The sequence below is a fragment of the Pseudomonas sp. CAU 1711 genome (assembly GCF_039888625.1).
In the GTDB taxonomy this organism is placed as follows: Bacteria; Pseudomonadota; Gammaproteobacteria; order Pseudomonadales; family Pseudomonadaceae; genus Aquipseudomonas.
Genome location: NZ_JBDQQT010000009.1, coordinates 56,125 through 68,327 on the forward strand (window position 1 = coordinate 56,125; position 12,203 = coordinate 68,327).

Annotated in this window: 9 protein-coding genes; 5 read left to right on the forward strand and 4 right to left on the reverse strand. The window is 68.0% G+C overall.

Annotation, left to right across the window (positions count from 1 at the left end):
- The first annotated feature begins 65 nt into the window (after positions 1-65).
- The 3 genes from AAFN46_RS11760 to AAFN46_RS11770 are packed head-to-tail and all read left to right on the forward strand — an operon-like array spanning position 66 to position 3,614.
- Positions 66-614 carry a heme NO-binding domain-containing protein gene (locus AAFN46_RS11760; RefSeq protein ID WP_347808876.1) on the forward strand — a complete coding sequence of 183 codons (549 nt, stop codon included), beginning with the start codon at positions 66-68 and terminating at the stop codon, positions 612-614.
- Positions 611-1,561, forward strand: a complete 951-nt coding sequence (locus tag AAFN46_RS11765; protein WP_347808877.1) for an ATP-binding protein — start codon at positions 611-613, stop codon at positions 1,559-1,561. Before AAFN46_RS11760 ends, AAFN46_RS11765 begins: the two co-directional genes overlap by 4 nt.
- Positions 1,545-3,614, forward strand: a complete 2,070-nt coding sequence (locus AAFN46_RS11770; protein WP_347808878.1) for an EAL domain-containing protein — start codon at positions 1,545-1,547, stop codon at positions 3,612-3,614. The genes AAFN46_RS11765 and AAFN46_RS11770 overlap by 17 nt, the downstream gene beginning before the upstream one ends.
- Before the next feature lie 26 nt (positions 3,615-3,640).
- Here the strand turns inward: AAFN46_RS11770 and speA are convergent, their stop codons facing one another.
- The 4 genes from speA to AAFN46_RS11790 all read right to left on the reverse strand — a co-directional run bounded on the left by speA (position 3,641) and on the right by AAFN46_RS11790 (position 8,212).
- A complete protein-coding gene (gene speA / locus AAFN46_RS11775; RefSeq protein ID WP_347808879.1) occupies positions 3,641-5,554 on the reverse strand; it encodes an arginine decarboxylase in 1,914 nt (637 codons plus the stop codon).
- Between the two features lie 122 nt (positions 5,555-5,676).
- A complete protein-coding gene (locus tag AAFN46_RS11780; RefSeq protein WP_347808880.1) occupies positions 5,677-6,048 on the reverse strand; it encodes a translation initiation factor Sui1 in 372 nt (123 codons plus the stop codon).
- Positions 6,049-6,611: 563 nt separating this feature from the next.
- Complete coding sequence (locus AAFN46_RS11785) at positions 6,612-7,148, reverse strand: NUDIX domain-containing protein (protein WP_347808881.1); 537 nt, start codon at positions 7,146-7,148, stop codon at positions 6,612-6,614.
- Positions 7,148-8,212: a DUF2333 family protein gene (locus AAFN46_RS11790; RefSeq protein WP_347808882.1), complete on the reverse strand. Its 1,065-nt coding sequence runs from the start codon at positions 8,210-8,212 to the stop codon at positions 7,148-7,150. Before AAFN46_RS11790 ends, AAFN46_RS11785 begins: the two co-directional genes overlap by 1 nt.
- 217 nt (positions 8,213-8,429) lie before the next feature.
- Here AAFN46_RS11790 and AAFN46_RS11795 point away from each other — a divergent pair, with 217 nt between their 5' ends.
- Positions 8,430-10,052, forward strand: coding sequence for a PleD family two-component system response regulator (locus AAFN46_RS11795; RefSeq protein ID WP_347808883.1), 1,623 nt, complete (start codon positions 8,430-8,432; stop codon positions 10,050-10,052).
- A 75-nt stretch (positions 10,053-10,127) separates the two neighbouring features.
- On the forward strand, positions 10,128-12,089 hold the full coding sequence (locus AAFN46_RS11800; RefSeq protein ID WP_347808884.1) for a methyl-accepting chemotaxis protein: 1,962 nt from the start codon (positions 10,128-10,130) through the stop codon (positions 12,087-12,089).
- Positions 12,090-12,203: the final 114 nt, after the last annotated feature.

Consider the following 12,203-nt stretch of genomic DNA (forward strand, 5'->3'; position numbering starts at 1 on the left):
CTATAGTTAGGGAACGCGCAGAGATAGCCGCCCGTCGCAAGTGCCCCATGGGCAAGGAGGATTGCATGAAAGGCGTGGTGTTCACCGAGTTCCTGGAAATGGTCGAGAACCGCTTCGGCCTGGAGACCCTGGACCAGATCATCACCCAGGCCCGGCTGGACAACGACGGCGCCTACACTTCGGTGGGCACCTACGAGCATCAGGAGCTGGTGAAGCTGGTGGCGGCTCTCAGCGGAACCACTGGGGTAGCCGCCCCCGACCTGATCAAGGCCTTCGGCGAACACCTGTTCGAGCGCTTCGCCCTCGGCTACCCGCAACTGTTCCAGGGCGTGACCTCGGCCTTCGACTTCCTGCGCTGCATCGAGCACTACATCCATGTGGAGGTCCGCAAGCTCTACCCGGACGCGGAACTGCCCAGCTTCGCCTACGAGGACCACGGGCCGGACAGCCTGGTGATGATCTACCAGTCGCGCCGCCCCTTCGCCGACCTCGCCGAAGGGCTGATCCTCGGCTGCGTCGCGCACTATGGCGAGCCCATCGACGTGCGCCGCGAGGACCTGGAAAGCGGCGCCAACAACCGCAGCCGCTTCACCCTGGTGCGGCGCCGGCCATGAACGCCAACGCGCCCGATCCGGGCCTGCTGTTGCGCCAGCTGGAGCGCGAGCGAGCCGCGCGCAAGAACGCCGAGGCCCTGCTGGAAAGCAAGAGCCTGGAGCTCTACCAGGCCAACCAGGAACTGCTCCGGCTCAACGGCACGCTGGAGGAGCGGGTACACGAGCGCACCCTCGAGCTGGTGGCGGCGCGCGACCAGGCACTGGAGGCCAGCCGCATCAAGAGCCAGTTCGTCGCCTCCGTCAGCCACGAACTGCGCACCCCCCTGCACGCGGTGATCAGCTACAGCGAGATGCTCCTGGAAGAGCTGGAAGACGCCGGACTCGGCCAACTGATCGAGGACCAGCGCAAGATCCAGGGTGCCGCCCAGCACCTGAAGATGCTGATCGACGAGGTGCTGGACTTCACCAAGCTGGAGGCCGGCAAGATGGAACTGCACGCCGGCAGCATCCGCCTCGACGCATTGACCGCCAACCTGCGGGACACCCTCGCCCCCCTGGCGCAGAAGAACGCCAACCGTCTCGACGTGCAGATGGCGGATGATTTAGGCGAGCTGGTCAGCGACCGCCTCAAGCTCAGCCAGTGCCTGTACAACCTGCTGAGCAACGCCTGCAAGTTCACCGAGAACGGTACCGTCACCCTCTCCATCCAGCGCGAGCGACAACAGGACGGCGAGTGGTATAGCTTCCAGGTCAGCGACACCGGCATCGGCATGGATGCCGGACAGCTGGCCAGGCTGTTCCGGCCGTTCAGCCAGGGCGACAGCTCGATCACCCGCAAGTACGGCGGCACCGGCCTCGGCCTGGCGATCACCCACGGCCTGTGCCAGGTACTGGGTGGCGAGATCACCGTCGACAGCCAGCCTGGCCAGGGCACGGTGTTCCGCATGCGGATACCTGCGACCCCGCCGCAGGAAGCTCCGGAGGATGCCGATGCCGCCTCTAGCTGACCCCGACCAGGCGCCCACCATCCTGGTGGTGGACGACGAGGAGACCAACCGCGACATCCTCAGCCGCCGCCTGCAGCGCCATGGCTATCGCGTGCGCCTGGCCGGCAGCGGCCGGGAGGCGCTGCAGAGCATCGCCGATGACACGCCGGACCTGGTCCTGCTGGACATCATGATGCCCGACATGGATGGCCTGGAGGCGCTCGATCGCATCCGCCAGAGCCATAGCCAGCAGGTCTTGCCGGTCGTCATGGTGACCGCCCGCAGCCAGAGCGAGGTGATAGTCGGGGCCCTGGACCATGGCGCCAACGACTATCTGGTCAAGCCCTTCGACTTCGCCGTGGCCCTGGCGCGGGTGCGCACCCAGCTGGCCTTCAAGCGTGCCGAACAGGCCGCCGAAGAGAGCCACGAGTTCTATCAACTGATCGCCCACTCCAGCAACGACGGCATGTGGGATTGGAACCGGCGCAGCCGGCGCATCTATTTCTCGCCACGCCTGCGGGCCATTCTCGGCTACTCCGAGGAGGACCTGCCCGACCGCCTGGACCTGTGGCTGGAGCGGGTCTACGAGAGCGACCGCGGCAAGCTCAAGGCCGCCTTCAAGGCCCATCTGGCCGGCCGCGCCGCGCATTTCCAGGTGGAGGTGCGCGCCTACAACCGGACCGGGGACTGCTGCTGGCTGCTCTGCCGCGGCCAGGGCAAGCGCGATGCCAGCGGCCGTGTGGTGCGCCTGGCCGGTTCCTGCACCGATCTCACCGAGCGCAAGACGGTGGACGCGCTGACCAACCTGCCCAATCGCGTGCTGTTCGACGACCGCCTGGAGCGCTGCATGACCCGCCGCGCCCGCCACCGCGACAGCCTGTTCGCCCTGCTGCTGATCGAGCCGGACCGCCTGCACCTGATCCAGGAGAGCCTCGGCCACCACGCCACCAACCAGCTGCTGATCGCCCTCTCCCTGCGCCTGCAGAATCTGGCGCGGCCCTCCGACACCCTGGCCTACCTGGGCGGGGTGAAGTTCGCCGTGCTGATCGACAACCTCAACCATCAGGGGGACGCCTTGCGCGTGGCCGAGCGCATGCAGGGCGCCTTCACCGAGCAGCTGTGCTACGAGAACCAGGAACTCTTCATCACCGCCAGCATGGGCGTCGCCGCCATCGACCAGTGCCCGCAGGGCAACCTGCTGCAGGCGGCGGAGACCGCCCTGGGCCGAGCCAAGGAGAAAGGCGGCAACCTCTACCAGATGTTCGACAACGCCATGCAGGTGCGCGTGATGGCGCGCATGCGCCTGGAGAGCGATCTGCGCCGCGCCCTGGAGCACCACGAGTTCGAGCTGTTCTACCAGCCCATGGTCGACCTCGACAGCGGCCGCATCGCCGGCTTCGAGGCGCTGTGCCGCTGGCACCACCCGCAGCAGGGCATGGTCTCGCCGGACATCTTCATTCCGCTGGCGGAAAGCACCGGGCTGATAGTGCCGCTCGGCCTCTGGGTGCTGCGCGAGGCGGTGCGGCAGCTGCGCGACTGGCACCAGCGCTTCCCCGGCCTCGCCGAGCTGGGCGTGAGCGTCAACCTGTCGGGCAAGCAGTTCAGCGAGAAGGGGCTGCTGGAGGACATCGGCCGCACCCTGACCGAGTCGGGCGTGGACAGGCGCAGCCTGAAGCTGGAGATCACCGAGAGCGCGATCATGAACGACGCCGACAGCGCCAAGCTGCTACTGGACCGCCTCAAGGAACTGGACATCCAGCTCAGCATCGACGACTTCGGCACCGGCTACTCCTCGCTGAGCTACCTGCACCGCTTCCCCTTCGACGTACTGAAGATCGACCGCTCCTTCGTCGGCAAGATGGACCAGGACCGCCAGGGCCTGGAGATAGTGCGCACCATCATCGCCCTGGCCCAGGTGCTGGAGCTGAAGGTGGTGGCCGAGGGCGTCGAGACGCCCAACCAGCTGGCCCAGCTGCGCCAGCTGGGTTGCCACTACGGCCAGGGCTATCTGTTCGCCAAGCCGCTGAACGCGGCGGACGCCGAGGCGCTGCTGGTCCGGGAGCCGCGCTGGTAGCGCACGCCCCCGGCCAGGGTGGCGGTTCAGGTCGCCAGGTAGGACGAGCGGGTCAGGCCCAGACGCAGCGCGTCGAGGAACTGGGTGCGCTCGTTGGCGGTGAGCTTGGCCCCGGCCACCTTGTCGCGGTAGTAGGTCATCAGCTCCTCGGGCGACAGGTGCACGTAGCGCAGCATGTCCTCGATGGTGTCGTGGGTCTCGATGCCGGTGTGGTACACGCCGCCGTCCGGGCGCTGATAGATGTTCACCGAGTCGGTGTCGCCGAACAGGTTGTGCATGTCACCGAGGATTTCCTGATAGGCGCCGACCAGGAACACGCCGAGCACGTAGTCCTCGCCCTCGCGCACCTCGTGCACCGGCAGGCTGGTCTCGATCGACTGCTCGTCGACGTACTGGCGGATCTTGCCGTCCGAGTCGCAGGTCAGGTCCTGCAGCACGGCGCGGCGCAGCGGCTCCTCCTCCAGGCGGGTCAGCGGCAGGATCGGCAGGATCTGGCCGATGGCCCAGGTGTCCGGCAGGCTCTGGAACACCGAGAAGTTGCAGATGTACTTGTCCGCCAGCTTGTCGTTGAGCTCGTCGATCACCTGACGATGCGAGCGCTGGCGCGCCTTGAGCTGGTTGTACAGGCGGCGGCAGATGGCGAAGTAGCACTGCTCGGCCAGGGCCTTCTGCGGCAGGTCGAGCTTGCCGGCGGAATACTGCGCGGCCACTTCCTCGATGAAGTGGGTGGCGCGCCAGTAGGTCTCGGCGACCATCTCCGGGTCGCTGTCGCCGAGCAGCTCGATCAGCGTCTGCAGCACCTCGGGATGCTCCACCTGCGGGTCGATCTGCGGCACCTCGTCGTTGTGCCGCTCGACGTCGGTGACCTGCACCACCAGCACCGCGTGGTGCGCGGTCATGGCCCGGCCGCTCTCGGAAAAGATGTGCGGGTGCGGCAGCTCCTGGCGGTCGCAGAACTCCTTGAGCATGTCGACCACGGTGCCGGCGTAGTCCTCCATGTCGTAGTTGATCGAGCTGGCGTTACGCGAGTGGGTGCCGTCGTAGTCCACGCCGAGACCGCCGCCGACGTCGATGTGATCGACCGGCAGGCCGAGGGCGCGCAGCTCGCCGTAGTAGCGGATGGCCTCGCGGAAACCCTTGCGGTAGTCGGCCAGGTTGGCGATCTGCGAGCCCATGTGGAAGTGCAGCAGGCGAATGCCCTGGTCCAGCTTGGCCGCGCGGAAGCGCTCGACCACCGAGAGCAGCTGCGCGGCGGACAGGCCGAACTTGGACTTCTCGCCGCCGGTGTCGGCCCACTTGCTCGAAGCCAGCGAAGACAGGCGCACGCGCAGACCGATCTGCGGGGCGACCTTGAGCTTGGCCGCCTCCTCGATAACGAACTGCACCTCGGATTCCTTCTCGATCACGATGAATACGTTGTGGCCGAGCTTCTGCCCCATCAGCGCCAGCTTGATGAACTCACGGTCCTTGTAGCCGTTGCAGACGATGGTGCCGCCCTTCGGCGCCAGCGCCAGCACCGCCATCAGCTCGGGCTTGGAGCCGGCCTCCAGGCCGATGGAGACGTCCTGGGTGGCGATGATGTTCTCCACCACCGCCTCCTGCTGGTTGACCTTGATCGGGTACAGCGCGGTGTAGCGGCTGCCGTATTCGAGACGCTCGATGGCCGCGTCGAAGGCGCCGGTGAGCTGGCGCACGCGGTACTGCAGGATGTCCGGGAAACGCACCAGCAGCGGCAGCGACAGGCCGCTCTCGCGCAGGCCGTCGAGCTGCGCGTAGAGGTCGATCGGCGCGCTGTCCGGACCATTGGGACGCACTTCGACGCGGCCGGCATCGCTGATCGAGAAGAAACCGGCGCCCCAGTGGCGAATGCCGTAGACGCTGCGGCTGTCGGCCACCGTCCATTGGCTGCCATCGTCTTTGCGTGTGCGTCGTGCGGCCATCTATGTCTCCTGTGGATAGCGAAAAGGCTGCCGCCCCATTGGGCCGCAGGTGTAAGCCATGGTGATGACAATTGCAGGGGTGTTGACCACACCTGCCCGAATGAAGTTTAGGAAAGTCCGGCTCAGCCGCCGGATTTCTTGGCCCTGAAGCCGCGCTTGGTCAGCTCCTCGAGGAGCAGTTCGAGCATGTCGCCCTGGATCTCGATGACCCCGTCCTTCAGCCCGCCGCCGCAGCCGCAGCGCTTCTTCAGGGCGCTGGCCAGCTCCTTCAGCTCGGCCTCGGCGAGAGGAACACCGGTGATGGTGGTGACGGTCTTGCCGCCGCGCCCCTTGGTTTCGCGGCGCACGCGGGCGATGCCGTCGCCTGCGGGAATCTGGCTCTGCTTGCAGATGCAGGCGGCCACCGGCTGGCCGCAGTCGGGACAGTGCCGACCGCCATCGGTGGAATAGACGAGACCGCCCAGGGCGGCGAGGGACGCAGCTTTCTTGACCACCGGCTTTTCCTCGTAGGGGTCAGGATAGCGACTGGCCGGCGGGGTGCCGACCGCGAAGCCCCACTCAGGCAGGGGCAGCGCAGCCAGGCATGGCGCCTGGCTTTGAAGGTGGCGCAGTGTAAGGGCAAAAGGCCGGGATGCTAAGTGCGAAATTGCGCCATTGATCGACGGATTGGCGACCTCGTGCGGCATCGTGCACGGCGCGTCCGGGAATACTGCACAAATCCACGCCCGGCGCGGCTTTGGCTCCCCTCTCCCAGACCCTAGGGTGGGTTAGGCCGCAGGCCGTAACCCACCCTCTGGGCCTGCCTCAATGCCGCTCGCTGGGTTACGCCGCCAGGCGGCTAACCCACCCTACGTCTGATTCGCCAGATACAGGCGCAGGTCGTAGGCTGTACTCGCCGCAGGCAGTACACCGACCACGGTGGGCTGCCGCTGCGCGGCGAGACCACCCTACGACCGAGTCAGATCGTAGGCTGGGTTAGGCCATAGGCCGTAACCCAGCTTCGGCATCCAGTCGCGACATCGCTCGCCGGGTTACGCCGCGGCGCGGCTAACCCAGCCTACGACCGGGAATCCAGATACAGCCGCAGCGCCTGCAGCGAGTCCGGGCAATAGGGCCGCTGCATGGCATCGGCCAGGACCTCGGCCGGGGCGACGAAGTGGGCCTCCAGCACCTCCTCCGGCTGCAGCCGCAGGGGCGCATCGGAGACGGCCGAGTACAGGGCGCACCACAGGCGGTTGCCCGGCTCGTCGAAGAAGAAGCGTCCATGCTCGCGCAACGCGACGCCGACTATGCCCAGTTCCTCGGCCAGTTCGCGGGCGGCGGACTCGGCGTAGCTCTCGCCCGCGCCGACCATGCCGCCGGCAGCCGCGTCCCAGTAGCCGGGATAGAGCGCCTTGCTCAGGGTGCGCCGGTGCACGCACAGCAGGCCGGCGGAATTGAACAGCAGAATGAAGGTGCCGCGGCCGATCAGCCCGCGCTCGCGCAACTCGGCCCGCGGCAGCACGCCGAGCGGCCTGTCCTGCTCGTCGACCCAGACGATAGGTTCGGCATCGGAAGCGGCGCGATGCGCCGCCTCGCGCTCGCTGATGCTCATCAGCCCTGGCTCAGCAGGGTGCGCAGATCGATGATCGCGGCATTGGCGCGGGAGATGTAGTTGGCCATCACCAGCGAATGGTTGGCCAGCACGCCGTAGCCGCTGCCGTTGAGCACCATCGGGCTCCACAGCGGCTCCTGGGCCGCCTCCAGCTCGCGGATGATCTGCCGCACGCTGACGGTGGCGTTCTTCTTCGCCAGCACGTCGGCGAAGTCCACCTCGATGGCGCGCAGGATGTGCGACAGCGCCCAGGCCTGGCCGCGCGCCTCGTAGAACACGTTGTCGATCTGCAGCCAGGGTGTCTTCACTTCCTCCTCGCTCAGCGGGGCGCCTACCGCCGCCGACTGCCCTTCGAGCAGGTCGGTGTTCAGCCGCACCCGGCCGACGCTGGCGGACAGGCGCTGGGACAGCGAGCCGAGACGGGTGGCCACATCGCCCAGCCAGCTGTTGAGGTTGTCGGCGCGGGTATAGAACTGCGCGTTCTGCTGGTTCGGGTCGGCCAGCGCCTTCAGATAGCGCTCCAACGACTTGAGGCCCTCGGCGTACTCGGCCTCGGAGGCCGGCAGGGCCCAGCTCTTGTTGTCGAAGTTGAAGCGCTGCTCGGCCTTGATCAGATTGGCGTCCTCGGTGGACTGCGACTGCGAGCGGGCGAAGTCCTTGCGCAGTGCCCGCGACAGGTCGCGCACCTGCACCAGCACGCCGTACTCCCAGCTCGGCATGTTGTCCAGCCACAGACCGGGCGGCGCGATATCGTTGGACAGGTAACCGCCGGGCTTGTCCAGCAGGGTCTGCGCCACCCTCTTCAGGGTCGCCACCGTGGTGTAGCCGCCGACCAGCTTGCGCTGGGCCTGCTCGGCAGCGGCCTGGGCGCTCTGCTGCACCGGGAACAGTTGCGGCTCCTGGCTCCAGTACCAGCCCACCAGCAGCGCACCGAGCAGGTAGAGCGCGAGCAGGCCGGCCAGGGCCCGGCCCAGCCAGAACCCTCCGACCTGGCCGCGCGCGCCGCGCGCCGAGACGCCGACAGTGCCGGTCGGCTCACTCGTGCCTTTCTTCCAATCCAACATGATCTCGATCCTTAACTGGCATGTTTCTCCCGGCCCACCCAAGGAGGGCCACTGCCCTGCACTATAAGTGAAGCGTAGCGACGAAGCAGTGTCGCAGAGGACTGATCGGCCAAAAGCTAGAAAGTTGGCGCCAGATGACCGGTGGTTGTCGTACAGTTATTGACCAGTGGTAGCATGCCGCCATCATCTCACCTCCCCTGCACTGCCAGATCACCCCATGAGCGAACACGAAGATCCCAATCGCGACCGTCTCAAGCAGCACTTCGCCAAGCGTGTGATCCATCAGGCGCGCCAGGTGCTGGAAGTCTGGCAACGCCTGCAGCAGCAGGAGTGGGATGCTGCGGTGATGGCCGAGATGCACGAGGCCAACCTGGGCCTGCTGCGCTATGCCGAGCGTTTCGAGCAGGAGGTGCACATCCAACTGGCCCGCGCCGTCGGCCATTGCCTGGATGCCGTGGAGGCCAATCGCGGGCGCCTGACCAGCCCATTGATCACCGAGATCAACCAGCTGATGCAGCGCCTGTCGCGCACCGGCCTGCGCCATGGCGACCAGTACGAACAGACCTTCCTGCCGCCGCTGCGCAAGCCGGTGTACCTGGCCCTGCAGGACCTGGAGCGCGCCGAGCGCCTGGCCCAGCAGCTGGAGTTCTTCGGCCTGACGGCCCAGGCCCTGGCCGACGCCAATGCCTTCCGCGCGGCCATGACCGAGCGCCACCCGGCCGCCATCCTGATGGAGGTCGACTTCGCCGGCCCCGGCCAGGGCCTGCAGCTGGCCGACGAGGCCCAGCAGGGCCTGGCGCAGAAACTGCCGCTGCTGTTCTTCAGCCACGCCGACGTCGACACCCCGACCCGCCTGGCCGCCGTGCGCGCCGGCGGCCAGGAGTTCTTCACCGGCGCCCTGGACGCCTCCAGCCTGATCGAGCGCATCGAGATCCTCACCAACGTGGTCCACTACGACCCCTACAAGGTGCTGATCATCGACGACTCGCGGGCCCAGGCCACCCACACCGAGCGCGTGCTGAACAGCGCCGGCATCGTCACCCGCACCCTGATCGAGCCGATCCAGGCCATGGCCGAGCTGGCCGAGTTCCAGCCGGACCTGATCATCCTCGACATGTATATGCCCGAGTGCAGCGGCACCGAGCTGGCCAAGGTGATCCGCCACAACGACCGCTACGTCAGCGTGCCGATCATCTACCTGTCCGCCGAGGACGACCTGGACAAGCAGCTCGACGCCATGAGCGAGGGCGGCGACGACTTCCTGACCAAGCCGATCAAGCCACGCCACCTGATCGCCACCGTGCGCAACCGCGCGGCGCGGGCGCGCAACCTCAAGGCGCGCATGGTGCGCGACAGCCTCACCGGGCTGTTCAACCACACCCATACCCTGCAGTTGCTGGAGGACGCGCGCTACCGCGCCCGCCGCGATGGCCAGCCACTGGCCTTCGCCATGCTCGACATCGATCACTTCAAGAAGGTCAACGACACCTACGGCCACCCCATGGGCGACCGGGTGATCAAGAGCCTGGCGCTGTTCCTCAAGCAACGCCTGCGCAAGACCGACCATATCGGCCGCTACGGCGGCGAGGAGTTCGCCGTGGTCCTGCCCGACACCGACGCCGCCACCGCGGCCAAGGTGCTCGACGAGATCCGCCGGCGCTTCGCCGAGATCCACTATCCGGCACAACCCCAGGACCTGACCTGCACCTTCAGCTGCGGCATCGCCGAACTGCGCGAGGGCATGGACTGCAACAGCCTGTCCAAGAGCGCCGACGAAGCGCTCTACGTGGCCAAGCGCGGCGGGCGCAACCGGGTGGCGATCCACGGCGAGCAAGAGTGACGCGCGTCACGTCGTCATAAAGTCGTAACCGAATCGCAATAACCTGCGGGCATCGCCAGCTTTTCGGTGCCCATCATGCGTCTCAAGCAGCTCACCAACCTGTCCACCGCCCTGCTGGTCATCGCCTGCGTCGCGCTCGGGGCGACGCTCTGGTGGTCCGAGCGGGCGCTGGAACGCCCTTACCTGCTGATGCAGCGCTACCTGAACCTGTCCCAGCAGTTCCAGCGCCAGGTCGCCGACAACGTCCAGGCCTACCTCGCCAAGGGCGACGCCCTGCGCCACAGCCAGGCCAGCCAGGCCATAGCCGAACTCGACAGCCAGCTGGGCGAACTACCCGCGAAGCTGGCCGCACAGCTGCGCCCCAGCCTGGAGGAGCTGAACCGCTTCGTCGCCACCGACCTGCTGGCCGCCGGCAAGCTGGCCGGCGACCCGCAGGGCCTGCTGTTGCAGGCGGAGCGCGAGATGGCCGGCGCCCTCGACCAGCTGGCCAGATACGCCGAGAACGGCGACGGCCCGCAGACGGGCGCCTATCGGGCGACCCTGTTCTCCGCCGCCCAGCACCTGGCGCGCCTCGGCCATGCCCGCGGCAAGCTGGTGAGCAGCGGCCGCGACGAGCTCGCCGCCGACGTCGAGCGCGAACTGGCCACCCTCGCCGAGCAGAGCGCCCGGCTGGACGCCCTGCCGCTGCTCGGCGTGAGCGAGGAGGCGGACAGCGGCAGCAGCTTCGCCGCCCTGCTCGGCCTCGACCAGGGCGAAGAGCAGGCCGAGGTGGAGGACAAGGGCATCGGCCTCAAGCGCGAACTGGCCAGCCTGATCAAGCGCTACCCGAGCGAGCTGAACCGAACCCGCGAGCTGATCCGCCAGCGCGGCGAGCTGCTCAGCACCAGCGCCGCCCGCGTCGAGCGCCTGCAGCAGGCGCTGGCCGCACTGGAGCCCGCCGTACGGGCCGAGCACGGCCGCATCCAGGGCGAGGTGCGCCTGATCCAGGGCCTGGTGATCGGCCTGATCCTGCTCATCGCCCTCGGCCTGGACCGGATTCAGCGACGCCTGAGCACAGTGCTGAGCCGGCTGGCGCCGGAACTGTCGACCTGGGCCGCCGGCGACTTCGCCCAGGACATCCAGCTGCGGGCACGCACCCGCGAGATGCGCGACATCGAGGACTCGCTCAACCGCCTGCGCCGCTACCTGGTGGAGCTGGTCGGCACCATTCACCAGCATGCCGGCGAAGTGGCCGGCAGCAGCCGCACCCTGGCCGAACTGAGCCAGGGCCTGCACGGCGGCGCCGAGCGCCAGCTGGCCGACACCGCGCAGATTCGCGACGCCCTCGGCGAGCTGGAGGGCACCATCTCCCAGGTGGCCGACGACGCCAGCCAGGCCGCCGAGGCCAGCCGCGCCGCCAGCCGCGCCGTGGAACAGGGCCAGCGGGTGATCGAACAGAGCCTCGCGGGCCTGCACGCGCTGGTCGGCGAGGTGCAGGGCAATGCCCAGTCCATCGAACAACTGGCCAGCGAGACCGCCACCATCGGCTCGGTGCTGACGGTGATTCGCGGCGTGGCCGAACAGACCAACCTGCTCGCGCTCAACGCCGCCATCGAGGCGGCCCGCGCCGGCGAGGCGGGGCGCGGCTTCGCCGTGGTCGCCGACGAGGTGCGCTCGCTGGCGCAGCGCACCAGCGGCGCCACCGAGGAGATCCAGCAGCTGATCGCCCGCCTGCAGCAGGCCGCACAGCAGTCGGTGGCGGCCATGCGCGCCCAGGTCGTGCATGCCGAGGCCACCGCCGGCCAGGCCGAGCAGGCCGATGGCGCGCTGGACGAGGTGGTCGGCGCCATCCGCACCATCGCCAGCATGGCCGAGCGCATCGCTGAGGCCACCGCCCAGCAGGGCGGCGCCGCCAGCGAGATCCGCCACCGCAGCGAGCGCATCCACAGCCTGGGCGGCGCCAACCTCGAGCGCATCGGCGAGGGCCGCGCCCAGGGCGAACAGTTGCTGCACCTGGGCGGGCGCCTGCACACGGCGGTGCAGGCCTTCCGCGTGTAGGCTGGGCCGCAGCGCGGCGTAACCCAGCGCTCGGAAAACACCTAGTTTGAGCCACGCAGGCCGGCCGCCTAGGTTGAGCGCGGCGAAACCCTACACACGAGCAGAAACACCGCC

What these genes read in the sequence shown, in the direction of transcription:
- AAFN46_RS11760 (WP_347808876.1), top strand. Translation starts at nt 66, where the DNA reads ATGAAAGGCGTGGTGTTCACCGAGTTCCTGGAAATGGTCGAGAACCGC.
- AAFN46_RS11800 (WP_347808884.1), top strand. Translation starts at nt 10,128, where the DNA reads ATGCGTCTCAAGCAGCTCACCAACCTGTCCACCGCCCTGCTGGTCATC.
- speA (WP_347808879.1), bottom strand. Translation starts at nt 5,554, where the DNA reads ATGGCCGCACGACGCACACGCAAAGACGATGGCAGCCAATGGACGGTG.
- AAFN46_RS11785 (WP_347808881.1), bottom strand. Translation starts at nt 7,148, where the DNA reads ATGAGCATCAGCGAGCGCGAGGCGGCGCATCGCGCCGCTTCCGATGCC.
- AAFN46_RS11770 (WP_347808878.1), top strand. Translation starts at nt 1,545, where the DNA reads ATGCCGCCTCTAGCTGACCCCGACCAGGCGCCCACCATCCTGGTGGTG.
- AAFN46_RS11765 (WP_347808877.1), top strand. Translation starts at nt 611, where the DNA reads ATGAACGCCAACGCGCCCGATCCGGGCCTGCTGTTGCGCCAGCTGGAG.
- AAFN46_RS11795 (WP_347808883.1), top strand. Translation starts at nt 8,430, where the DNA reads ATGAGCGAACACGAAGATCCCAATCGCGACCGTCTCAAGCAGCACTTC.
- AAFN46_RS11790 (WP_347808882.1), bottom strand. Translation starts at nt 8,212, where the DNA reads ATGTTGGATTGGAAGAAAGGCACGAGTGAGCCGACCGGCACTGTCGGC.